A 24712-nucleotide genomic window follows, 5' to 3' on the forward strand; every position below is an offset into this window, starting at 1 on the left:
ACTTACCATTTATCAATACTTTCAGCCTTTAGCTGTGCAATTTCTATCAACACTCTACAACTATGCCCATTGTTCGTTCGGCAACAAAGCCGTGTACAAGATTTAACAGATTTAACGGATGGATGTTGAGCTTCGAGATTCGAGCTTCGAGCGAAAAATGTTAATCTCCGGTTTGTGGAGGGGTTAAGGTAAGTTTTTTTATAGCACGATCGCACATCCGTTTGTTAATTTTAGGGTTTTGGCGATCGGTCAAACAGCCGAAAATTAACAAAAATGCACCTCAAAAAAAAAACAACACAATTCTTTGCCACCAAAGTTGGCGTTTGGTACTACAATGCAGCAAAAGTTCAAGCGTTTTTGACTTCAACGGCTGAGGGGATAAAGGAAAATGGGAGATGTTGGACGTGTGCCTGTAGGAATTATCGGCGCTTCAGGGTACGGCGGCGTGCAACTTGTGCGACTGCTGGCGGACCACCCGGCGGCTGAAGTAGTTTATTTGGGCGGGGATAGCAGTGCAGGAAAACCTTATTCCAGCCTTTATCCGCACCTGACTAACTGCATTGATTTGACAGTCGAGGCGATCGACCTAGACAAAATAGCGGCAAAATGCGAAGTTGTGTTTCTGTCGCTGCCGAACGGTTTAGCTTGCAAAATGGCACCGACGCTGATAGAAAAAGGCTGCAAAGTCTTGGATTTGTCGGCTGACTACAGATTTGAAAATCTGGAAACTTACAAAGCTTGGTACGGCGGCGATCGATCGGACTCTGCTTTAGCTGCAACGGCGGTTTACGGTTTGCCAGAATTGTATCGCGATCGAATTAAAGACGCTCAGTTAGTAGGCTGTGCGGGCTGCTACGTCACTGCTAGTTTGTTAGCCCTGGCACCTTTGCTCAAACAAGGCCTCATTGTGCCAGAAACAGCAATTATCGACGCCAAATCCGGTGCTTCGGGAGGGGGCCGCAAAGCCGAAGTTAATCTCTTGTTGGCTGAAGCAGAGGGTTCTCTGGGCGCTTACGGCGTTGGGCGCCACCGCCACACGCCAGAAATCGAGCAAATTTGCAGCGATTTAGCGGGACACGATATTAAAGTTCAGTTTACTCCCCACCTAATTCCGATGGTGCGGGGAATTCTGGCGACTGTTTACGCAACTTTGCGCGATCCGGGTTTGGTGCGGGAAGATTTAATCACGATTTTCAGCGCTTTTTACCGCAATTGTCCTTGGGTAAAAGTGTTACCGGCTGGGGTTTATCCGCAAACAAAATGGGCTTGCGGTACGAATCTTTGTTTTATCGGCATCGAAGTCGATCCGCGTACTGACAGGGTAATTGTGCTGTCGGCGATCGACAATTTAATTAAGGGACAAGCCGGCCAAGGCATCCAGTGCATGAACTTGATGATGGGCTGGGAAGAAACTTTGGGTTTGCCACAATTGGGTTTCTATCCTTAATTATTGGGCATGGGGCATGGGGCATGGGGCAAACAGGTAATTGGTAATCGGTAATGGGTGGGGCGGGTTTACGAGATTGTTGGTTTTAGGCAATTATTTCTGGTAAAACCCGCCTCTACAGGATGTAAATTGCCGATGCCCAATTCCCGATGCCCGATGCCCGATGCCCAATTCCCGATGCCCAATTCCCGATGCCCGATGCCCGATGCCCGATGCCCGATTACCAAGTGTTATTTTGGCCCGTAACCGATCGACCCAGCATAAATTGCCCGATCGCCCAATTCATCCTCAATCCGTAACAAACGGTTGTATTTGGCAACTCGTTCGCTGCGACACAAAGAACCAGTCTTGATTTGGCCCGCGCGAGTCGCTACGGCTAAATCGGCAATGGTGGTATCTTCAGTTTCACCGGAACGGTGGCTGATGATCGATCGATAGCTGTTCCGTTTGCCCAGGTCGATCGTATCCAAAGTCTCTGTCAAAGAACCAATTTGATTCAGCTTAATCAAAATCGAATTGCTAGCTTTCAAATCAATTCCTTTTTGCAGCCGCGTGCGATTAGTAACAAACAAATCGTCACCAACCAACTGAACTTTGCTGCCCATTTTCTGCGTCAGCGCTACCCAACTGTCCCAATCGTCTTCATGCAAACCATCTTCAATGGAAACAATCGGATATTGACTGGCCAAACCATCCAAATAATCAATTAATTCGGCAGGCGAATGAGCCACACCGTCGTAAGTGTACTGCCCATCTTTGTAAAATTCGCTAGCAGCAACATCCAAAGCCAAAGCAACTTGTTCACCCGGTTTGTAGCCAGCTTTTTCAATAGCTGCAATCAACAAATCCAAAGCGGCTTGATTGGATTTAAGATTAGGCGCAAAACCGCCTTCATCACCCACACCAGTCAGCAAACCCTCAGCTTTTAAGACTTTACTCAAGGATTCAAATACCTCTGCACCCCAGCGTAAAGCTTCTTTAAAAGAAGGCGCACCCACAGGGACAATCATAAATTCTTGAATGTCCACATTATTGTTAGCGTGAGAACCCCCGTTGATCACGTTCATCAAAGGCACGGGCAAAACGTTCGCCAAGGGCCCGCCCAAGTAGCGGTAAAGGGGGAGTCCTAAAGTCTCGGCGGCCGCCTTTGCTGTGGCTAAGGAGACTCCGAGAATGGCATTTGCGCCGAGGTTGGATTTGTTCGGGGAACCGTCCAAGTCAATCATGGTTTTGTCTACCAGGGCTTGGTCGATCGCATCTAGATTAGCCAAAGCGGGGGCAATTTTGTGTTCGACGTTAGCGACGGCTTTTAGGACTCCTTTGCCACCATAACGGCTTTTGTCGTCGTCGCGGAGTTCGTGGGCTTCAAAAGAGCCTGTAGACGCGCCGCTGGGGACTTGGGCGAGTCCGACAACACCGTTGGCTAGGTAAACTTCAGCTTCAATGGTGGGGCGGCCACGGGAGTCGAGGATTTCTCTGGCTTGAATAGATTCGATCGCAGTGTCTAGCATATTAATTATTCCGGACTTAATTCAAGGTTTCATGACAATTAGCAGTCTCTGGGTTTTCCCACGCTGACTGCTGACGGGTAATAGAGTACGCGATCCCCAGAATTATTGGTGCACAGTTCAAAATATTTGCGGATTTGGACGAGCATATGGGTGTCAATAAGCTAGGCTTGTTGAATAAAGGTTTCCGGCAAGTTTGACAGTAATTTGATTGTTTTAACCCCAGATTCCCGCAGATTTCTTAATTGGAACCTTTGTTAAAATCATAATGTCAACAAAGTCAATCAAAAAAGGAGAAACTTAGGATGTTAGAAACAAATCTCGGAGAAATTAGAGCATTAGCTGAAAATTTCGACCCTATTATTGCTGATCCCCCAAACACCAAATTACTCACAGGGCCCTTGCCAAATCCAGCCAGCGACCCCAACTTTTTTGACTTAACTCCCAATGACGACGCAGTTCAATTAGCAAATGGAATTCTGCGTAATACTCCCGGAGGTTTGCGGGCCTTAGCTGGTAACGATTTTGTCAGAGGTTCCGGTGGTGCGGAACTGATGAACGGTAACAGCGGCACAGATACTTTAATCGGGGGTTGTGGCAGCGATACTATTCGTGGCGGCCAAGATTTTGACATTCTTTATGGAGAATGTGGCAGCGATTTTGTCAGCGGAGATCAAGGTGATGACTACGTATATGGAGGCACGGCCAATGACTTTATTCGGGGCGGTAAAGGGAATGATGCTTTAGTAGGAGATAGTGGAAATGATACTCTAATCGGTGATGCTGGAATTGATAGACTTTGGGGAAGTGAAGGCGCAGATTTGTTTGTTCTCCGCACAGAAGTGGGAGCAGCTTCGGGGGAAATTGGTTCGCTTCAACCGCCTCCTAGTGGCAATTTTGATGTAGATGAAGTGCCTGCCGATTTTATTCTCGATTACAATCCGGCTGAAGGTGATGTAATTGGATTGGCGGGAGGACTGACGCGAAATGATATTGCTTTGAGCGAAAGGTTTTTAACAATTGGTGATGCCAGAGATTATGACAGCAGCGGGCCTTTTCCTCCGGGAATTCCTCGCACTGCTGATTTTAGAGTGTTAAATACTAAGGCGACGGTGATTCGGGAAGCTAGCACCGGCAATATCTTGGGTTTGGTGAAGGATGTTTCGCCGGATCAACTTCAGTTTATATCTGTATCGGAGGGGACGATCGGCCTTGGATAATCCGCACCCTACAATAGACATCTCCAAAATATAAACTCAAGGGCGGGCGAGACGCCCACCCCACAAAACAAACTTTCTTGTGGGGTGGGCGTCTCGCCCGCCAACCCGATGTGCATAAGCCGGGTAATTTGTTTGTTGGAGGTGTCTAATCTTTAAGATTGCCAGAAATCCGCCACATCATATCCCATTGCGGTGAGCATTTGCCGCAGCAGAGGTAAGCTCAAACCGATCACATTTGTGTGACATCCTTCGATTTTTTCGACAAATAAGCCACCTTTACCTTCCAGTGCAAAACAGCCTGCACATTGCAAGGGTTCTCCGGTAGCGACGTAAGCCGCAATTTGGCGCGAGGTAACTTCCGCAAAATGAACTTTTGTAACTTGATAGCGAATGACCGATCGCGACCTTGCCTCATCAAAGTCATCGAATCTAGTATCAATTAAAGCATGACCCGTATACAATTCGCCCACCTTACCGCGCATTTTCTGCCAGCGCGAGATTGCTTCTTCCGCATCCTTGGGTTTGCCGTGAATTTCGCCATCTATGAGCAAAATTGAATCGCATCCCAACACCAAACACGCTTTGGGATTGGGGATTTGGGGGTGAGAATTAGCCAGTAAAAACTTAGCTACAGCCTCAGCTTTTCCCTCTGCTAACACCTGCACTAAATTAGTGGCATCTTTCATTTGTATTTGCCCTTCATCAAAGTCGCTGGGGCAAATCACAGCTTGAATGCCGGCATTTTCTAGCAGGCGGCGGCGTGCAGGAGAAGCTGAAGCTAATACAAAAGTGGGAATCTTCATAAGTTAAGAAGTCAGTTGACAGTTGACAGTTGACAGTTGACAGTTGACAGTTGACAGTTGTCAGTTGTCAGTTGACAGTTGTCAGTTGTCAGTTGGCAACTAACCCATGCCCCATGCCCCATGCCCCATGCCCTAATAAACAGAGAAAGATTTAACAACTTTCTCAAAAGCTTCTTTTACCTTGGGCCAGCGTTCTTCGGTAGTGGAAACGTTAAGCGTAAAAAGTTTGCCGCGGCTGACTGCTACACTCGCTAAGTTGTGGCGTTCTTGGTTTGGCAACTTAACGGCGTATTCTAAAATGTAATAGTTTTTCGATCGCGATTCACGAGCTTCTGCATTGACTAATTCAGCTTCGCGGCCCGAATCAGCCGGGGCGATCGCACTTTTGCTGAGCTTGTATCCCACATCCGTCGGCGTTCCCAAATCCGCCAGAGTTTTGTCCTTCGCGACTGGACTGATTACCACGCTGACGTTCTCGGTTTGCTGAATCAAATCGCGGAGCACCACATCGGGCCCGTTAGAAACCGCGATCGGCAGCCAGCCGTTAGGATAGAGAAATTGATAGCCGTCGCCAGTATCAACGTAGCTTTTGAGCCCGGTGACTTTAGACACACAACCGGTCAAGGTGAGGCTTAGAACCACCAGAAGTATTGCCGCAATTCGTTTGAGCATTCTTTTTACGGGTAGAGTAAAACAAAAATATTTAATTTTAATTGTCTCACCAAACCTTGGCCCTAAAAATAGTTAAGCTATGAATCGCTGTTTATGTAACGCCAGCGATCCATAGCCGTATAGTTTAATTGTTAACAAAATCATTACAGGTGAGTCAGCCAGCTAATCAGCCCGTGCTTGGTCGAAACTTCTAAAGCCAAGAGAGAAACAAAGCCAATCATGGCAAGGCGGCCGTTTAAGCGTTCGGCGTAGGGGGTAAAGCCGGTGCGGGGTTCGTCATCGACGTATACTTGCGGCTCGATCGCAAAATTGTTCATTTTGCCTTGGTCGTCCAGCATTAAGCCTCTGTTACTCATGTTTTTTTTCCTAAATGGTTTTTAGTGTACTGTAACTAAATGTAACAGACTTGTGAAGATATGTAAAGGATTGTGAGAAATTTTTTTTAAATACCCCGATCTGACACCAGTTTATAAAAAAAATGCAACTGTAGGCAAGCTCTAAACCCTTATATAGTAAGTCTTTCCCAAATCTAAAATCTAAAATCTAAAATCTAACAATGGTATGACTGTGGGTAGACTCTGGGCCCCAGAGGGGGGAGGATAGAGTGGAGAGGCACAAAAGTCGATGGTGTATGGCAAATCCAGTCTGGGTTTGACGAAAATTGTGGAACGGAGGAAAAATTTATGCGGGCCAGTCTGGAAATGCGGTGGTTTTATAGCGGTGCACTGCCAAAATCAATCAATCAATGGTTTGGAAGCGAGAGTCTCGGCGGGTATCTTTCGCCTCCTGAAGAGCGGGAAGACATATATTTGCTAGTACCAAGCTGCGACTACTTGGGAGTGAAGCTACGCGGGAAAACCTTGGAGGTAAAGTGGCGTCAGGGAGAGTTGGGGATGATGCAGTTCGGCAACCGCTGGGAAGGCAAAGCCGAAAAGTGGCTGAAGTGGGTTTGTGCGGACACGATGGCGCCGATACCGGCGGATATTATAGCGACAGGAAAGTGGGTGGCAGTCAAGAAAAAGCGAGCGCAGCGTCTTTATCAAGTTTCGGAGTCGGGTGCGGTAAGGTCAGTGCCAGTAGAAGCCCCAATTCCTGAAGGCTGCACCGTGGAACTTACTCAGTTGAACATTAACGGCAGCGCGTGGTGGACTTTGGGATTTGAAACGTTTGGCAGCGAAAGTTCTTTGACAGAAAGCCTGCAAACAGTTGCTACTTGGACTAGCAAGAGTTATCAGGCGCAAAAGTTAAAAGCTGAGGATTCTTCTGCTTATCCCATTTGGCTGGGCAGCAAGTAATATCAAACCCGGCTTTAATAATACCTCCTGTATTTTTTAGTCGCCCTCTGCTGGGACGAGAGGCAAGTTTAGACATGGTTTCAACCGCCGAGTCTGGCAGTCCTGGACGCCAGTGGCATATATAGTAAGGTGCTCTACTACCCGAAATCTTCAAGAATATTTCAATAACGGAGTCTGACGCACCTGAGATGTTGCACCATTTTCAATTAGGTTTTTTACGGGCGGGCTCTCCTGCCCAACCCCTACTCCCCACAAGAAAACTCACTCTTTGTGGAACAGGCATCTTGCGCGGGCTCTCCTGCCCAACCCCTACTCCCCACAAGAAAACTCACTCTTTGTGGAACAGGCATCTTGCCTGTTCTTGAGAATGGTGCAAGATGCACCCTAAAAATCGATCGTCCTGTGACAGTTGGCCTTAGTCTTATCTGATAGAGGGGGCTTGGAACTATCCCCCCTCTCTCCCATTCTCCTCCTCTTTCATTTTCCCCACTCTGCCAGCACTTCTGAGAATTTGACAAGCCAAAATCGCCGCCCCAAATCCATTATCAATATTCACCACACCCACACCAGCCGCACAAGAATTGAGCATAGTTAAAAGAGGAGCAATCCCGCCAAAACTCGCGCCGTAACCTACACTCGTCGGCACAGCAATCACCGGACAATCTGCCAGCCCCGCAACCACACTCGCCAAAGCACCTTCCATACCCGCAACCGCAATCAACACATCAGCATCAGCAATCACGTGCCGGTTGCTCAGCAAGCGGTGAATGCCGGCAACTCCGACATCCCACAAACGTCGCACCTGAAAACCGCAAAGTTCCGCAGTAATTGCCGCCTCTTCCGCTACAGGCAAATCCGCCGTTCCCGCACTGATAATAGTCACAGTACCCGGATGCTGCGGAGTTGGGGAATTAGGAGAAATTGCACAAATTCGAGCCTTTTGGTAGTAGCACAAATCGGGTATTTTTTGTTGCAATTGCTCGAAAACTTCCGGTTCGATTCGCGTCGCCATCACGGCAGAATTTCGCCCGCGCATCGCCTCGATAATTTCAACAATTTGGTCAGGCGTTTTCCCTGGGCCCCAAATTACTTCAGGAAAACCCGTTCTTAAAGTGCGGTGGTGGTCAATTTTGGCAAAATCGCCGACTTGTTCAAAGTCAAAATGCTTTAATTTATCCAAAGCTGCGATCGGACTAACATCGCCGGCAGCGACAGATTCGAGTAACTTCTGTAAAATTTTAGGTTCCATAAACTAATAACTAATGACTGCTAACTAATGACTAATGACTAATGACTAATGACTGCTGACTAATGACTAATGACTAATGACTAATGACTAATGACTGCTGACTGCTGACTATTGGGCAATTTTCAGTTCGTACAAATTCCAGAAAGCACCGCCGAGGGCACTGTAGCGAATTCCCGAAACGCGATCGCGCACCGCCTCAAAAGTCAGCGGATTCACCATATAGATAAACGGCACTTCTTCGGCTATAATCCGCTGCGTCTCCCCATAAATTTCCTTGCGCTTCGCCTCATCAAGCTCCTGGGAAGCTTTGACGTAAAGGTCATCGATTTTCTGCTCCCAGTCGTACACTTCCCAACCCTTAATCGGCGGTTCTCCGGCTTGCGGGCCCTGGTTGAAACTGTGCAGCGTGCCGTTAACAGACCAAATATTGTAGCCGCTGTGCGGTTCAGTACCTCCCGTAAAACCGCCGAGGTAAGTATCCCAATTCCGCGTCAATCGCAGCTTTTCCACATAAGTGTTAAAACTCAGGAACTGCGTATCAATTTGCATCCCCAGTTTGCCCAAGTCTTGCTTAATTTGCGTTGCCATTTGTTCCCGAACTTTTTTACCTGCGGCCATCAACAAAGTAAATCGCACCTTGTTGCCTTCAGCATCCAACAATTCGCCGTTACTATTATACTTGAAACCAGCACTTAACAGTAACTCTTTCGCTTTTTCCCGATCGTAACTGTAAGTTTTCAATCCCTGTTCTGGGGACAGGTAGAACGGGCTTTGCGCCGGAATTGGGGAATGTAACGGCGCGCCAAGTCCGCGATAAATATTGTTAGTCATGGCGGATCGGTTGATGCCGTAGGCGATCGCCTGCCGAAATTCCTTAGTCGCGAACCACCGAGACTTAATTGGGTCTACAAACGGCTGATTTTGAGCATTGCGCCCCTTATTCAGATTGAAACACACAAAGACGCTGCCAGTATCCGGGCCGCCGTTGAAGACCGTATATTTGCCGCGATTTTCCTCCCGTTTCAGCAGCGGAAACACTTCCGGCTCCACGTTCAGAGTATCCAAATCGCCAGAGCGAAAATTCAGCAGTTGATTATCAGTATTTTCGATAATTTGCCAAACAATTTGCTGGATGTAAGGTTGAGGATTTCCCTCTGCATCTTTACGCCAAAAATACGGATTTCGTTCCAAAACAACGCGCTGATTAGGAGTATAACTCAGCATTCGGTATTGACCGTTGCCGACAATTTTTTTAGGATCAGTATCCGTGCCCCAAGTAGTCAGGTATTTAGGGTTGCCGTCGGCATCTGTATTTTCGACAGCTTCCTGTAAAATATGAGCTGGTAAAATTGGGATTCCCCCAGCATATCTAATAAATGGAGCAAAGGGTTCTGCAACGGAAAATTCAACGCGGCGACTGTCAATTTTTTTAACTTTTGGGAATTCGCGACTCATGCCAACCCTCAGATTATCTTTCAAACCGCTAGGAATTTTGTCATTGAAATAAATCTTTTCATAGCTGAAGATAATGTCATCAGTAGTCATCGGTTCGCCGTCCGACCATTTCAAACCCTCTCGCAGGGTGAAGACAATCTTTTTGCCATCTTTAGAAACTTCCCAGGACTGGGCTAAACCGGGTTCTAAATCTGATGTTAACCCATTTTGGTTAATTAGTCCATCGTAAATATAGCCAAAAATGTCGTAGGCCGACTGATTTAACGGGGAGTTGAAGGTGGCCGGGCCGCTGGGGGTGGGAACGATGAGTCTGTTTACTAAGTTCGATCGGGCTGGAGTGCACGCAGACAGAGTTATAGTGGCAATTGCCGCCAGTAAAATCGCCAGCCAGCGCAGTCTTGAATGTAGCATCATAGAAATTTTCATAATTTTTTAGTTTACCATCTGCGTGCAACTATGACTGAGATTGTAACCAACCAAGAAAGTCTTCAGTGCGCGAAAAATACTTTTCCACTCCAGCCTGTTGCAAAGCATCTTGAACTTCGGGAAGTTGGCGAAATTCTTTGATGTTGCCACTTAGAAATGCTTTGGTTTCTGTGGGGTGCAAGCGGGCATGACTCAGGATACAGTGTAAAATTAAATTGTCGGTTGGATCTTTTTCTATCAAAGTTTCGTTTAAGCTTGCTTCGATCCTCTCTGTATTTAATACAATCATTTCTGCATTTCGCGACATCAGACTTATCGCTTCTCGCAAGCGCGATTTAATTTCACCTACTCGATAGCGAGAGAAAATGAATGACTCTTCTAAGTGAAAAGATAGAGATGCGGCGTGTTCGGATGTCACATCTCGCTTTGTTTCGCTAATTTGGCGGCTTAGCTGTTGCCCAAAAGAGTTTTGTCGCTTCAACTCATCCTCTAAAGCTGACAAAGCCTCCATGTAACAAATGCTGGGTATGACCAACTGAACTGATGAGGACAAATCCCGCAGCAACATAATTGCTTCAGCCTCACGCCCTGTAGCAATACTCATCAAAAAGTTGGTCTCGATATATACGATTGCCACCTAATTCCACTCCTGATTTTGTTGTTCCACCTGCTAGTAACGGCAGCAAACCGATGGCTGCTATTTGTTCCGATGCTGGCGGAATTTCTGATTTCCAATGATAATCTAAGTCATGCAGCCACGATTGGATGAGCGTCTCAATGGTATCTTCAAATATCCATTTACTGCCAAATGTAGGGAGATAATAGCGACATATTTCACCAGTATTGAGAGTGCAAACAGGCTCCGATAAATTTTTTCCGTCCCATTTAAAAATCAAAATTTGTTCCGCGTCAACAAACATAGCATAGGGAACGATCGCGTTTTTTTCAGATAGCTTAGCTAACACAGCTTTCAGCCAATCGATCGCGCGAGCGATAATTTTCTGTTTCGCGGCTGTTTCTTGAGCTTGAATAATTTTAACCTCGATTAGCACGACTATGTTATCGTCCTTATCCAACGCGATCACATCCGCGTCTACGGGTAATTGTAACTCCCAAGTGTCAGTGTCCATGATTTCAGGCTTCCTAGCGATGTTGGATTTGAGATTAACTTTACAGTCAATTAGAGATTCTAGAGTTCTATTTTTTGCCCAACAAAACTACAGCATAGGCTGCAATTCCTTCTTCTCTCCCCACCGGGCCTAACTTTTCGTTGGTAGTAGCTTTGATGCCGATTTGGTCAGGTTTTAATTGTAGGACAGCAGAAAGCCGATCGCGCATTTGCTCAATATGCGGTTTCAGCTTTGGACGTTCTGCCACTACCACCGAATCAATATTGCCGATTTCCCAGCCTTTATCTAATATTAACTGATTGACTTGTGCCAGCAATACGAGACTATCCGCACCCTTCCATTTCGGGTCAGTTGGCGGGAAATAAAGACCGATATCTCCTAAGCTGAGAGCTCCGAGCATAGCATCCATGATAGCGTGAGTAAGTACGTCGGCGTCGCTGTGGCCGAGTAATCCTAATTCGTGAGGAATATTGACACCGCCTAGGATGAGAGGGCGATCGGGAACTAAGCAGTGAATGTCGTAGCCATTGCCGATGCGGATGTTCATGTAAAAGGAAGGTTTGGTAAGTATAGTAGAAGACAATTATTTCATATTTTTAGGGAGATAAGTGAATTTATTTTTTAATGCCGAGCCGAGTGTTAAATATTTTTTTTTGCTGATTTCCTTAGCAGCTATGGCAATCCTAAAGCTGCTGGAGGGGGGAGAGAAGGGTTAATGCTGGAAAGGCTAGAAAATTATGGGACTTCTCGATCGCTCTCCTGAACTCAAAGACTTACAAACGCGAATCCAAAATTTATTAGGCTCTTAAATATAGCAATCCTAAATGATTCAGATAAATTTGTAGGGGTAGTGCCCCCGTGCCTACCCCTTATCTATCGGGCAACCACGGGGGGATTGCCCCTACAATAATTATGCAAATGATTTAGGATTGCTATATACGGGATTTACGCATCAAGACCAAAGAAACCGGGTTTTTTACCGAATCTGTGGACTACCAGGAAGTATTACCGCAAAAAACCCGGTTTCTGACCACGAATTTCTTCATGTGGTACCCGCCACGTGATTTATCCGTGGAATCAATCCAAAATCGAAAATCTAAAATCCTCAAGCCCCCGCATTTATCTCGCGCAAGTCAATCGAAAATCGAAAATCTAAAATCTAAAATCGATTGACCACTCCTGCGATCGCCCTTTCTCCTATTCTTCCCTCTCCTGCAACCACCGATCGTACAAATCCGATCGCCTTTGGCGCGTTCTTTCAATTTGCTGTTCCCTGCGCCAGCGAGCAATTTCCGCGTGATTACCAGACAGCAACACATCGGGCACCTTCAATCCCCGAAAATCCGCCGGTCGAGTGTACTGCGGATAATCCAAAAGTCCGTCCTCAAAACTCTCAAACTTTAGCGAATCTTCCTTCGCCACAGTTCCCCGCAGCAATCGCAAAACCCCATTAATCAAAGCCAAAGCCGGAATTTCGCCCCCCGTGAGCACAAAATCCCCCAAAGACACCTCGCGAGTGACCAAATGCAGCACTCGATCGTCCACACCTTCATAATGGCCGCAAATCAACACCAACTGATCGCGATCGGCCGCCAACTCCCGAAACATCGCCTGCTGCATCGGTTCCCCCTGGGGAGTCAGCAAAATCACCTCCCGCCTCGGCAAAACCGGCAGCGACTCCACCGCAGCAAAAATCGGTTCCGGTTTCATCAGCATCCCCACTCCGCCCCCGTAAGGCTCATCATCGACTCGCTGGTGTTTGTCTGTGGTAAAATCGCGGGGATTGACAAAATTCACCTCAGCAATCTTTTTAGCTAAGGCTTTGCCCATCAGTCCCGACTCTAGGGGAGCCCGGAAAAATTCTGGAAATAGGGTAACAACGTCAAATCGCACAATTATTGGAATTTCATTGATACATCACCTCTAGTTTGACCTTTAGAGGGAGTTCAGTTTTCAGTAATTGCTTTATTCTTTATAATTTCTTATAATTTCTGAAAATTTTGGCAAGTTAAATTCTCTTCCTGTGTCGGCGGGCCGGTTTTGTACAAAAATAATCGGTTTTTCATGACAGCGACTGCAAGTAAACTCGCCCCCAAACAACTGCGGGATAGCGCGATCGGCGATCGCACCTCGCTCGCACCAACAAATATTTATTCTTAAAAAGCCCTATTCTACGCACAGCCACGGCAAAATTGAATTTCACATCCAACAGAGGAAGACACACCATGCAGCAGTTGACATCTCAAGCCCTTGAACACAATATTCCCCAGCGCACAAAAACCTCGATTATGGTCATCGGGGGAGCCGAAGACAAAGTTCACGGGCGAGAGATTCTGAACACCTTTTTTTGCCGTGCTGGGGGTGCAAACGCTCGGCTGGCGATCGTTCCCTGCGCTTCGCGAGATCCCGAAGGAATTAGCAACCGCTACCGCACAATATTTGACGAAATGGGCGTTAGCGCAGTCAAAGTAGTGGACATCCGCGAACGCGAACAAGCCGAAAACCCCGTCTGGAAAGATTACTTAGAAGACTGTACGGGCGTATTCATCACAGGCGGCGACCAACTGCGGCTTTGTGGACTGCTGGCGGACACCCCGCTGATGGAGAAAATTCGCAAAGAAACTCTCGAAGGCAAGATTACCCTCGCTGGCACCAGCGCCGGTGCTGCGGTGATGGGATATCACATGATTGCAGGCGGTGGAAGTGGCGCGTCACCGAACCGCTCTTTAGTAGACATGGCAAACGGACTTAACATTATTCCTGAGATCATCGTAGATCAGCATTTTCACAACCGCAACCGCATGGCTCGCTTGCTGTCGGCTGTGGCTTGCCATCCCGATCGCCTCGCTATTGGTATTGACGAAGACACCTGTGCCTTGTTTGAGGGAGACGATACTATGAAAATTCTCGGTAAAGGCACTGTGACTATTGTTGATTCTAGGGAAAATTTTTATACCAATGAGTCTATGGTAGGAGCGACAGAACCCTTAAGTCTGTTCAATATGCGCTTGCACGTCCTGTGTCACGGAGATTGCTACAATATGCCCCTAGGCAAACCAATGCCATCAGGAGCTTGTTCCGAGTCTGGCTGGCCCCCCGAATGCCGCACAGCCAACTAACGTAGAACATCTCTTGTCATTGATTCGGCAGAAATTAGGCGGCATTCCGGCCGAATCATGGATACCACAATAGAATAGATTCCGAAGCAGCCACGGTCTGACCCCAGCAGGCCGAACCACAGAAAATTCTAGCTTCGGGCTTTGAGTTTTTGCTAGCCATGTACCTGTACTTGTTTTTAGCCGATCGCAGGAGCAGAAATTTTCAATTGGGTAGCCCATAACTGGAAATTCACTCCCAAACTGTTCGCTGCGAACAGTTTATCGAGCAATCTAGATCGAAATTGAATAAATGCTCCAATTATCTATAAGATTTCGCGCCCCATACCCCTCAAACTGCCATGAAAATACTTAAAATCCAGACCTTACGCGGCCCCAACTACTGGAGCATCCGACGCCAGAAACTCGTCCTGATGCGTCTGGATTTAGAGGAGTGGGCAGATAAAACCACAGCGGAAATTCCTGGCTTCTATGAAGGGTTGATCGCCGCACTTCCGAGTTTGAACGACCATCACTGTTCCCCAGGCCATCAGGGAGGATTCCTGCAACGGGTCAGAGAAGGCACAATGATGGGACACGTAATCGAACACGTCGCCCTAGAACTTCAGGAAATGGCAGGAATGCCGGTCGGGTTCGGTCGCACCCGCGAGACTGCGACCCCAGGCATTTACCAAGTAGTAATCGAGTATCAAAACGAACAAGCAGGTCGCTATGCAGCCCGGGCGGGCGTGCGGATGTGCCAAAGTATTGCCGAGACAGGCACTTATCCAGCAGCAGAATTAGTCCAAGATTTGAGAGACCTGAGAGAGTTTGGTGCGTCGGCGGCACTCGGGCCGAGCACGGAAACACTGATCAAGGAAGCAGAAGCGCGCGGCATTCCTTGGATACCTTTGAACGCCCGGTTTATGATTCAACTCGGCTACGGGGTTCACCAAAAGCGGATTCAGGCAACTCTGAGCAACCGGACGGGAGTTTTGGGAGTAGAACTTGCCTGTGACAAGGAAGGTACCAAAAATATCCTCGCCAGCGCCGGTGTACCGGTTCCCAGAGGAACGGTGATTCATTATTTGGATGAACTGCGCGGGGCGATCGAAGATGTCGGCGGTTATCCGATCGTCCTCAAACCCCTAGACGGCAACCACGGCCGCGGCATTACGATCGACATCAATTCCTGGGAAGCAGCAGAAGAAGCCTACGACTTAGCCAGCGCCGCATCAAAAACAAAAAGCGTCATTGTCGAGCGCTATTACGTCGGCCGTGACCACAGAGTATTGGTAGTCAACGGGCAAGTCATAGCAGTCGCAGAACGAGTCCCAGCTAACGTCGTGGGTAACGGCAAGTCTACAGTCGAACAGCTTATTGAAGAAGTAAACCGCGACCCGCAGCGAGGAGACGGACACGACAATGTGCTCACCCGGATCACGATCGACAAATTGTCCCTGGATTTGCTGCAAAAACAAGGATACGCGATGGACTCCGTAGTGCCGGTCGGGGAAAGAGTATTTTTGCGCGCGACAGCAAACTTGAGTACCGGTGGAATTGCAGTCGATCGCACCGACGAAATCCACCCAGAAAACGTCTGGCTGTTTTCCAGAGTCGCCAAAATTATCGGTTTGGACATCGCCGGCATTGACGTAGTAACTCCCGACATTTCCCAACCCCTGCGCGATGTCAACGGCGTCATCGTCGAAGTCAACGCAGCACCGGGTTTCAGAATGCACGTCGCCCCCAGTCAAGGTTTACCCCGCAACGTCGCCGGCGCCGTCTTCGATATGCTTTTCCCCTCGCCTCAACCCAGCCGGGTGCCGATTTTAGCGGTAACGGGAACCAACGGCAAAACGACAACCACTCGCCTGCTAGCCCACATTGTCAAGCAGACCGGTCAGATTACCGGCTACACGACTACCGACGGCACTTACATCGGCGATTATTTGGTAGAAACCGGAGACAATACCGGGCCGCAGAGTGCTCAATTGATTTTGTCTGACCCGACGGTGGAAGTGGCCGTGTTGGAAACGGCTAGAGGCGGAATTTTGCGATCGGGCCTCGGCTTCGATCAGTGCGATGTCGGCGTCGTCTTGAACGTCGCGGCAGATCACTTGGGAATTGGCGACATCGACACCGTGGAACAACTTGCCAAACTCAAGAGTGTCCTCGTCGAGTCCGTAATGCCCAAAGGCTATGCTGTTTTGAATGCAGACGACCCGCTGGTATCACAAATGGCGCAGCGTGTCAAGGCTCAAATTGCATATTTTTCCATGAACCCGGACAACGAACTGGTTGCCAAACATACCGCTGCGGGCGGGCTGGCAGCGATTTACGAAAATGGGTATTTGTCGATATTGAAAGGCGATTGGACGCTGAGAATCGAGCAGGCTGTGAACGTGCCGCTGACGATGGGCGGGCGCGCGCCGTTTATGATTGCCAATGCTTTAGCAGCTTGTTTGGCGGCTTTTGCCCAAGGATTGAAAATAGAAGATATTCGCGCTGCTTTGTCAAGCTTCCAAGCATCGGTGGGTCAAACTCCCGGAAGGATGAACTTGTTTAATTTGGGCAGCTACCACGCTTTACTCGACTACGCCCACAACCCCCACAGCTACAAAGCTTTGGGCAGTTTCGTGCTGAATTGGCCGGGACTGCGGATCGGGGTAGTCGGCGCGCCCGGAGACCGGCGAGATGAAGATTTTGTCACGCTGGGCAAACTTTCGGCCGAGATGTTCGATCGTATTCTTGTCAAAGAAGATATTGACAGGCGCGGCCGAGAACCCGGTGCCGTGGCAAAGTTAATTTGCCAGGGAATTGCCGAGGCGATTTCTGCAGGAACCGCAAAGAAATCTCAAGTTGAATACGAGTTGATTCTCGACGAAACAACGGCCGTTAACAAAGCTTTAGACGAGGCGCCGGCCAGCAGTTTGGTAGTGATTTTACCTGAAAGTGTCAACAAAGCTTTGAGCTTAATTGAAGCCCGGAAACCGATTAAGGAATCTGTGGAAGTTCAAAATGGTTTAGATCGATCGAAGTCACAGGAAATTTTAAAACCGACTGTGGTGAATCAAGGCTAAACTCTGAACTTTGATTTCATTACATTATTAATAGGTTGGGTTAACGAAAGGAAACCCAACCTTTTTGCTTTAGACAACCGCCGTATTATCTTTCAATATTTTCTCTGTTACCTCAATCAGTTCGCACACAGAATGTTGCGTAAGTTGTGTAGTTTTAAACCCATGAGCAATAGCGTTCCGCAAAGAAAGCGCATTCATTAATAACTGATATTCGGCTTTAGAAATCACGCCCTCAACCGTCAGTTGTTTCACTAAATACAGCGGTTCTAATCTTTGCAAACTTAGCTCTTCTTTATGGGCAACAATCCTCAAAGTTGCCTCAACTAAAGACCAAGAATATAGCATTGCTGACTCTAGATGTTGTGTTACAAGTTGCTTGGCGACTTGCAAACCCAACTCTATTTCATGCTCTTGAAAAGAATCCTCAGCTTGGGAAATATCGACTGCATCCTCCGAGTTAGTCATCACTAACTCAAACCTCCAGCCGGGATTTTCTGCTACTGCTTGGGCTAAATTACGTAGATATGTAGTAGAGGGTGACTTGAGTGAAGCGCGTGACTTGACTGCAATAACCACCGATTCTTCGCCCCGGCGCACTATCAGATCCGGGCGATAGCTTTTAAGGAAGTCCGGTAAATCTTCAGAGTTTGGATGAAATGAAATTTCATAACCTTTCTCACGATACTCCTCTGCTAGTTTCAGCAGTTGCTCTCTTTCTATGTTTGCAGTTGGGGTTGCGATCATGTCAGTACCTCTTTGTCAGGAGCATCAATTACGACAATGTGCAAGAATTCATTACCACGGGCAAATCCTTCCGCTAGAATCGAGGTCATATTTTCTACTTTAAAGTTAGTTGATAAATTCCTCTTGCGGACTAGAACATCAGTTACTTGATCGTCATCGACATAGGCTAGCCCGATAATTGCATCTTGAATTGGCTTTACTATGTTGTCTACATCGATTTTAACAGAATCGTAGAAATAAGTTATCTGAAGCATCACTAGGCCAGTAGCTGTTTTCTGCTCCGAAGACCAGTATTTTTCAGCCTCTTGCCTCACTGTCACTTTCCAAGCTTTAAGAAGAGCTCGCCTACGAGCTTGTTGTGATACTGGTGGGCCATCTACTATGAACTCAAATCTCGCCAAAGTTTTTCTAAAGAGAAGATTGGGGATTATTTTACCTCTTAACTGGCGCCCACTGGGTAATCGGTGCCAGGAGTTTCCAACCAAAATCGCAAGATAAATCGCCAATTCAAACCGATCGAAGTATAGAATCAGGAAAAAGCAAGCAACAGGGTTGAAACATGAATGAGGCCGATCGCACGCGAGTCGAAACATTCATCACGCGCTGGGCAGGTTCTAGCGGTAACGAACGGGCAAACTACCAGTTGTTTTTTGCGGAAATGTGCGATGCGCTGGGAGTCGATCGCCCTTTTGATAAAGGCAGAATTCCCAACGATCCCTACTGCTTTGATAAAGATGTCAAAATTTTTCACCCCAGCGGCAAAGTAACTCCGGGGTTTATTGATTTTTACAAAGCCGAGCATTTTTTGATAGAGGCAAAACAGGGCGGAACAACTAGCAAAAAGGGAACGGCCAAGCGGGGGACAAATACCTATTTGCGAGAGATGGAAAAAGCGTTTGTGCAGGCGATCGCCTATACCCGCAGTCTCAGCAGCAAACCGCCGTTTTTGTTAACTTGCGATATTGGCGATCATTTTGAATTATGGATGGGTTTTAGCGGCGATTATGGCGGCTATGGGGCGCGGCGAGAAATCGGGCTAATTGAGTTGCTGAAAGCCGATGTTTTCGATTTGTTTGTCGATATTTTTAGCAATCCGCAGCAGCGCAACCCAGAGAAAATTGCGGCGCGGGTGACGCGGGAAGTGGCGGCAGATTTGGCAGAGTTGGCGAAGCGGATGGAGGCGAATGTCGATCCGCAGCAAGTCGCCCAGTTTTTGATGCGCTGTATTTTCACGATGTTTGCTGAGGATGTGGGGTTGCTGAAGGAACATTTGTTTACGCAGGCGCTGGAAACGCGATGGATTCTCAACCCGAAGACGTTTAAGCCGGAGGTAGAGGCGCTGTGGGAGGCGATGAATGAGGGGACGAGTTTTGGCTTTCATGGCAAACTGTTGCGGTTTAATGGGGGATTGTTTGCCGAGTCGCAGGCGTTTGCTTTGACAAAGGCGCAGTTGGAAGTTTTGTTGCAGGCGGCGAAGCGGGATTGGTGCAATGTGGAACCGGCGATTTTTGGGACGTTGTTGGAAAGGGCGCTGGATTCTAGGGAACGGAGTAAGTTGGGGGCTCATTATACGCCGCGATCGTATGTGGAAAGGTTGGTAAAGCCTGTGGTGATGGAACCTTTGGGCGATCGCTGGATTGCGGTACAAGCGGAGGTTAAACAGTTGCTCAACGCGGGGGAATCGGAACCGACTGCAAATCAAAGGAAAAAGGCGAGATCAGTTTTAGAGGCATTTCTGACGGAGTTACAACAGGTGAAGATTCTCGATCCGGCGTGCGGATCGGGTAATTTCCTTTATGTCACGTTGGATTTGTTGAAGGGGTTGGAGTCGGAGGTGTTGCGGCGCTTGGAGGATGTCACAGGGGCGGCGCAGTTGCGGTTAGATATTGCTCAAGTTAATCCGAGTCAGTTTTTGGGAATTGAGATCAATCCTAGGGCGGCGGCGATCGCAGATTTGGTGATTTGGATTGGGTATTTGCAGTGGCATTTTCGGCGGTTTGGCGATATTCCGCCGATCGAACCGGTGTTGCGGGAGTACAACAATATTGAACACGGGGATGCGGTGTTGGCCTATGACGGAATAGAACCAGATGTGGATGCGGCGGGGAAGGTGAGAACTCGTTGGGGCGGGCGGATGATGAAGAGTCCGGTGACGGGCGAGGATATTCCCGATCCGACAAACCAAGTAACAATTTATCGGTATTTGAATCCGAGGGCGGCCGAGTGGCAAGAGGCGGATTATATTGTATCGAATCCGCCGTTTATTGGCAATGCGAGAATGCGGGAACGGTTAGGAGATGGGTATGCAGAAACCTTGCGGAAAGTCTATAAAGATGTGCCGGATACTGTTGATTTTGTGATGTATTGGTGGCACAAAGCTGCCACTCTGGTTCGCCAAGGACACATCAGGAGATTTGGTTTAATTACAACCAATAGCATTCGACAGGTTTGGCAAAGAAAGATAATTGATGTTCACTTACAAGCTGCTAAAAATCCACTCAACCTATTTTTTGCGATTGCCGATCATCCTTGGGATCAGGAAGGTGCCGCCGTACGTATTGCCATGACAGCCGCTGAACTCAAGACTTCTCATCATGCCACAGCCCAAATCGGATATGTCTTGCATGAAACGGAAGTGGGAATACCTGAAGAGATCGCCCAGAATCTGAGGATTAACTTGATTCATGTCGAGCAAATACTCAGCAATTTAGATTCAGGTGCTAACGTGAGCGGCACTCAGAAACTTAGAGCAAATCAAAATTTATCTTCCAAAGGCATGATGTTAGCTAGTCAAGGGTTTCTCATCAATCAGCAACAGCTAAATTTTCTGGGTTATTCAACGAGTCTACCATCAGTTATTAAACATTATCGTAATGGACGAGATTTGATCCAATCTAAATCCGATCTTTTCATAATTGATCTATTTGGACTAACAGAAGCAGAGGTCAGAACTCGATATCAAGACATTTATCAATGGATACTTGAAAGGATAAAACCGGAGAGAATCACGAATAACCGAAAGGCATATAGAGATAATTGGTGGATTTTTGCTGAGGCGCGAGCCAAAATTAGACCTGCCATTAATACACTAGAACGGTACATTGCTACACCAAGAACGACAAAGCACAGATTTTTCACATTTTTAGAGATAGATGTTTTTCCAGAAAGTGAAGTGATTATGATTGCACTTGGAGATGCTTATCACTTCGGTGTTCTATCTTCCACAATTCATATTATCTGGGCACTGGCAACAGGTGGAGATTTAGGAGGAAATACACCGCGTTACAACAACTCCGTTTGCTTCGACCCTTTCCCCTTCCCAGACCCCACCGACACCCAAAAACAAACCATCCGCGAACTCGGAGAACGCCTCGACAGCCACCGCAAACGAGTCCAAGCCACTCACCCCGAAGTCACCATCACCGCGATGTACAACCTCCTCGAAAAACTCCGCCAAGGCGAACCCCTCGACGACAAAGACAAAGCCTTCAACCAAAAAGCCCTAGTCTCCACCCTCAAACAAATCCACGACGAACTCGATGCCGCCGTATTTGCCGCCTATGGTTGGGAACCCACCCTCACCGACGACCAAATCCTGGAAAACCTCGTCACCCTCAACGCCCAACGCGCCGAAGAAGAACGCAACGGACACATTCGCTGGCTGCGTCCCGACTACCAAGCCCCAGGCGAAACCTACGTGCAGCCATCCCTTGCAGGCATCACCACGGAAACCGAAACCCCCATCGCCCCCACGGAACAACAACCCTTCCCCAAAACCCTCAAAGAGCAACTTTGGGCCATCCGCAACTTATTCCGCACCCAAAGCGGCGAATGGACAGCCGCCCAAGTCACCGCCCACTTCAAAGGGGCTAATCGCAAACAAAAAGTCATTCTCGACTGTCTGGAAAGCCTGGAAGATTTGGGGATTTTGCTCAGTCATACTGAAAATGGGATGACTTTCTGGCATCTGGCAGAAGTTGGAAATGCCACATAAGCGGGGCTTGGCAATTGTTATGTCCAATCCTCCAAAACCAGTCCTGGCACTTGTGCAAAATCTTGTCGATTTCGCGTCACTAAAATTGAGTTATTAACCAAAGCAATGGACGCAATCCGCAAGTCTTGTGTCCCAATTCGTATTCCCTGACGGCGCAGCGCCAAATATTGCTCGTAAGCTGACTCGGTAAAATCCAGAACGAGAATATCGTTGAGAAATTTAACAGCCGATCTCAAACCTACATAAGCCCAAGTTAAGCGTTGCTTCTGTCCGGGTTGCGAAGCTTGACGAATTGCATTGAACCAGCCCTGAATCAATTCCTCAACATTGATGACAGTAATAGCAACATCCCTGGTATGGAGAGCTTCAAAACGTTGCAATATGAGTGGATTAGAGTGTTGCAGCAGTGTGATATGGTCGGTATCGAGAATATATTGAGTCATAGGGTCTCAGACTCAGGAAAATCGATATCGGCATTTCGATCGTGGCGATATGCTTCAACATATTTCGTGACTTCATTCAGCAACGGATTACATCTCAAAAGAGGTGAAACATTCAACATCGGACGCGCCTCATACCAAGCAATCCGATCGTCAATTTCTGGCTGATTATCCAGATAAAAGCTAATGGCATCAAACACTTGAGCCGCCGTCACGAGTTGAAGTAACTTCTGTGGGATTTCTTCAGGCTTTGTTCCCGATTTCCAAAACACCACAATATCCCGTACAGTAACTTGAGTGTCTGCAATAATCGGTTCCCCCTGCAAAACTTCAGGATTGCGGGTGACATAACGAGAAATTCTTGTAGGAGACAGCGAACTGGTCATAACGACCTCATCAGAAAATGTAAACCAGCTTTCATCTTAGCATAGTGGACAGAAGACGCCTATCGGGTATTCTATATTGCTAGATATGAAGAAGCTATTACGTTATCGCCGTGTTTATAACTGCTTCATTCACTTAGATATCAAAGATGGAAATAGATGGATCGCCTTTTACCTTTTGACTTACGCATGGGGGCCCAGAAACCGGGTTTTTTGCTGAGAAGACGCGTGACCGCCCGCAGATTTGGTCAAAAACCCGGTTTCTTCGATCGCGCCTTGGGTAAGTCCTTTTACCTCTTAACTACCGCCCACTGAGTCACCGGTGCAAGCGGTTTCCAACCCTGAAAAGAACCGATCGCCCCTACTCGCTGAATACCAATTCTAATTAGTTCCCCACCATAACGATCGTGCCACTGCAAAACTTTAAACTCGCTCTCAACAGTCACCGCATTAACAACTAATCGGCCGCCTTCACCTAAAGCATTCCAGCAAGTTTCCAGCACAGATTCTGCGGTGACACCGCCGCCGATGAAAATAGCATTCGGTTGAGGTAAATTTGTCAGGGCTTCCGGCGCTTCTCCCGCCACGATTTCGAGTTCGGGAACACCGAAAGTCGAGGCATTTTCAGCGATGTATTGCAATCGAGTCGGATGGCGTTCGATCGCGATCGCCCTGCACCGAGGATGACTCCGCATCCATTCGATCGCGATCGAGCCGCAGCCCGCCCCCACATCCCAAAGCAACTCTCCGGGAATCGGTGCTAACGTTGACAGAGTAACGGCTCTAACCTCCCGCTTGGTAAGTTGTCCGTCGTGGCGATAAGCAGTATCCGCCAAACCGGAGGTACGAGGGAAAATCACAGTTGGTCGATCGGCTGCAACTGCGATCGCGATCGTGTTCAAATCCGCCAAATCCGCTGCATTCCAGGCTGCTGCGACCCCCTCGCTCCGCCGTTCCGCTCCCGCTCCCATCCGCTCGAATACGGTCATCAAACTGCTGCCAAACCCCCGCTGCGTTAACAATTCGGCAACCTTTCCCGGCGTATGTCTGTCAGCGCTCAACACAAGCAAGCGCGCCCCCGGATACAAAGCAAGGACGATCGATGCGATCGGGCGATTTGTCAAACTGAAAGTCTCAACTTGGGCTAGTGGCCAACCCAAACGGGCGCAAGCAAGACTAAAAGCCGATACCGCCGGAATCACAGTCATTTCCGAAATGGGAATCTGGCGCGACAGCGTGACGCCGATGCCGTGACACATCGGATCGCCGCTTGCGAGCACGCACACAGATTGTCCCCGGCGGCGGAGAATCTCGTCAACTGTTGTCTGCAAAGGCGATGCCCAAACCCATTTTTCGCGGGTGTCATCGGTTGGTAGCATTGCGAGGTGACGCGCGCCACCAACAACGATTTGAGATCGAGAGAGGAGGGTAGAGGCGATCGGGCCCAGCCCTGAAAGTCCATCTTCGCCAATCCCCACCACCGAAAGCCATTTGTGCATTGAATCCTTACCGCTAATCTCGTTTCCGGCTGCATCGGAATCATCAAACTCGATCGTCATCACTCATTAGTTATTAAGCTGTTCTGCCTTTAAATTGTATGTCAAAAAAAATCAAAGTCTTGTGGTGTGGGCGTCTCGCCCGCCCAAAAAATACAATTTAGATGCCCAACAGCTTAGTTATTAGTTATTAGTTACTAGGGCGTCGGTTCATTATTAGGAGTTGACAAAAAAAGGAATTTATGAAATTAGCCAGTGCATGAGTTCGACTC

22 protein-coding genes are annotated in these 24712 nt (G+C 48.0%); 6 read left to right on the forward strand and 16 right to left on the reverse strand.

What is annotated here, in order from left to right; genetic code table 11:
- The first annotated feature begins 388 nt into the window (after positions 1-388).
- Positions 389-1447 (forward strand): N-acetyl-gamma-glutamyl-phosphate reductase, encoded by a 1059-nt coding sequence (gene argC, locus QUB04_RS22645; RefSeq protein WP_333287803.1) that lies wholly within the window; start codon positions 389-391, stop codon positions 1445-1447.
- A gap of 68 nt (positions 1448-1515) precedes the next feature.
- Here the strand turns inward: argC and QUB04_RS22650 are convergent, their stop codons facing one another.
- Positions 1516-1674 (reverse strand): hypothetical protein, encoded by a 159-nt coding sequence (locus QUB04_RS22650; RefSeq protein ID WP_333287805.1) that lies wholly within the window; start codon positions 1672-1674, stop codon positions 1516-1518.
- Between the two features lie 3 nt (positions 1675-1677).
- Entirely contained in the window at positions 1678-2958 is a 1281-nt protein-coding gene (gene eno / locus QUB04_RS22655) for a phosphopyruvate hydratase (RefSeq protein ID WP_445301086.1), read from the reverse strand.
- Between the two features lie 302 nt (positions 2959-3260).
- Here eno and QUB04_RS22660 point away from each other — a divergent pair, with 302 nt between their 5' ends.
- Positions 3261-4175, forward strand: coding sequence for a calcium-binding protein (locus tag QUB04_RS22660; RefSeq protein WP_333287806.1), 915 nt, complete (start codon positions 3261-3263; stop codon positions 4173-4175).
- 152 nt (positions 4176-4327) lie between these two features.
- On the opposite strand, the gene QUB04_RS22665 is transcribed toward QUB04_RS22660, so the two are convergent.
- From QUB04_RS22665 to QUB04_RS22675, 3 genes are all read right to left on the reverse strand, one after another.
- The gene (locus QUB04_RS22665) at positions 4328-4978 is read right to left on the reverse strand and encodes a nucleoside triphosphate pyrophosphatase (protein WP_333287808.1); all 651 of its coding nucleotides are present in this window, start codon (positions 4976-4978) and stop codon (positions 4328-4330) included.
- A 132-nt stretch (positions 4979-5110) separates the two neighbouring features.
- Entirely contained in the window at positions 5111-5650 is a 540-nt protein-coding gene (gene psbP, locus QUB04_RS22670) for a photosystem II reaction center PsbP (RefSeq protein ID WP_333071361.1), read from the reverse strand.
- A 143-nt stretch (positions 5651-5793) separates the two neighbouring features.
- The gene (locus QUB04_RS22675; protein WP_190659021.1) at positions 5794-6006 is read right to left on the reverse strand and encodes a high light inducible protein; all 213 of its coding nucleotides are present in this window, start codon (positions 6004-6006) and stop codon (positions 5794-5796) included.
- Positions 6007-6333: 327 nt separating this feature from the next.
- Between QUB04_RS22675 and QUB04_RS22680 the strand changes: the two genes are divergently transcribed.
- On the forward strand, positions 6334-6945 hold the full coding sequence (locus QUB04_RS22680; RefSeq protein WP_333147547.1) for a hypothetical protein: 612 nt from the start codon (positions 6334-6336) through the stop codon (positions 6943-6945).
- A gap of 445 nt (positions 6946-7390) precedes the next feature.
- Here QUB04_RS22680 and larB read toward each other — a convergent pair whose 3' ends face one another.
- The 6 genes from larB to trmD all read right to left on the reverse strand — a co-directional run bounded on the left by larB (position 7391) and on the right by trmD (position 13098).
- Positions 7391-8194: a nickel pincer cofactor biosynthesis protein LarB gene (larB, locus tag QUB04_RS22685; protein ID WP_333287811.1), complete on the reverse strand. Its 804-nt coding sequence runs from the start codon at positions 8192-8194 to the stop codon at positions 7391-7393.
- A 108-nt stretch (positions 8195-8302) separates the two neighbouring features.
- Positions 8303-10063 (reverse strand): ABC transporter substrate-binding protein, encoded by a 1761-nt coding sequence (locus tag QUB04_RS22690; RefSeq protein WP_333287813.1) that lies wholly within the window; start codon positions 10061-10063, stop codon positions 8303-8305.
- A gap of 40 nt (positions 10064-10103) precedes the next feature.
- Complete coding sequence (locus tag QUB04_RS22695; RefSeq protein ID WP_333287815.1) at positions 10104-10679, reverse strand: PIN domain-containing protein; 576 nt, start codon at positions 10677-10679, stop codon at positions 10104-10106.
- On the reverse strand, positions 10657-11205 hold the full coding sequence (locus tag QUB04_RS22700; protein WP_333287817.1) for a hypothetical protein: 549 nt from the start codon (positions 11203-11205) through the stop codon (positions 10657-10659). Before QUB04_RS22700 ends, QUB04_RS22695 begins: the two co-directional genes overlap by 23 nt.
- Before the next feature lie 67 nt (positions 11206-11272).
- Positions 11273-11752, reverse strand: coding sequence for a 2-C-methyl-D-erythritol 2,4-cyclodiphosphate synthase (ispF, locus tag QUB04_RS22705; RefSeq protein ID WP_333147227.1), 480 nt, complete (start codon positions 11750-11752; stop codon positions 11273-11275).
- Between the two features lie 650 nt (positions 11753-12402).
- Positions 12403-13098 (reverse strand): tRNA (guanosine(37)-N1)-methyltransferase TrmD, encoded by a 696-nt coding sequence (gene trmD / locus QUB04_RS22710; RefSeq protein ID WP_333287819.1) that lies wholly within the window; start codon positions 13096-13098, stop codon positions 12403-12405.
- A 332-nt stretch (positions 13099-13430) separates the two neighbouring features.
- Between trmD and QUB04_RS22715 the strand changes: the two genes are divergently transcribed.
- Positions 13431-14324, forward strand: a complete 894-nt coding sequence (locus QUB04_RS22715; protein WP_333147213.1) for a cyanophycinase — start codon at positions 13431-13433, stop codon at positions 14322-14324.
- A 338-nt stretch (positions 14325-14662) separates the two neighbouring features.
- Positions 14663-17383 (forward strand): cyanophycin synthetase, encoded by a 2721-nt coding sequence (gene cphA / locus QUB04_RS22720; protein WP_333287821.1) that lies wholly within the window; start codon positions 14663-14665, stop codon positions 17381-17383.
- A gap of 69 nt (positions 17384-17452) precedes the next feature.
- Here cphA and QUB04_RS22725 read toward each other — a convergent pair whose 3' ends face one another.
- Positions 17453-18127 (reverse strand): hypothetical protein, encoded by a 675-nt coding sequence (locus QUB04_RS22725; protein ID WP_333287823.1) that lies wholly within the window; start codon positions 18125-18127, stop codon positions 17453-17455.
- The gene (locus tag QUB04_RS22730) at positions 18124-18633 is read right to left on the reverse strand and encodes a RusA family crossover junction endodeoxyribonuclease (RefSeq protein ID WP_333287825.1); all 510 of its coding nucleotides are present in this window, start codon (positions 18631-18633) and stop codon (positions 18124-18126) included. Before QUB04_RS22730 ends, QUB04_RS22725 begins: the two co-directional genes overlap by 4 nt.
- A gap of 53 nt (positions 18634-18686) precedes the next feature.
- Between QUB04_RS22730 and QUB04_RS22735 the strand changes: the two genes are divergently transcribed.
- Positions 18687-22121 (forward strand): DNA methyltransferase, encoded by a 3435-nt coding sequence (locus QUB04_RS22735; protein ID WP_333287827.1) that lies wholly within the window; start codon positions 18687-18689, stop codon positions 22119-22121.
- Positions 22122-22138: 17 nt separating this feature from the next.
- On the opposite strand, the gene QUB04_RS22740 is transcribed toward QUB04_RS22735, so the two are convergent.
- The 3 genes from QUB04_RS22740 to cbiE all read right to left on the reverse strand — a co-directional run bounded on the left by QUB04_RS22740 (position 22139) and on the right by cbiE (position 24503).
- The gene (locus tag QUB04_RS22740) at positions 22139-22564 is read right to left on the reverse strand and encodes a type II toxin-antitoxin system VapC family toxin (RefSeq protein WP_333225758.1); all 426 of its coding nucleotides are present in this window, start codon (positions 22562-22564) and stop codon (positions 22139-22141) included.
- Complete coding sequence (locus QUB04_RS22745; protein WP_333287829.1) at positions 22561-22947, reverse strand: DUF433 domain-containing protein; 387 nt, start codon at positions 22945-22947, stop codon at positions 22561-22563. Before QUB04_RS22745 ends, QUB04_RS22740 begins: the two co-directional genes overlap by 4 nt.
- 287 nt (positions 22948-23234) lie before the next feature.
- A complete protein-coding gene (gene cbiE / locus QUB04_RS22750; RefSeq protein WP_333287831.1) occupies positions 23235-24503 on the reverse strand; it encodes a precorrin-6y C5,15-methyltransferase (decarboxylating) subunit CbiE in 1269 nt (422 codons plus the stop codon).
- Positions 24504-24712 lie beyond the last annotated feature (209 nt).

The organism is Microcoleus sp. D2_18a_B4, assembly GCF_036702475.1.
In the GTDB taxonomy this organism is placed as follows: Bacteria; Cyanobacteriota; Cyanobacteriia; order Cyanobacteriales; family Microcoleaceae; genus Microcoleus.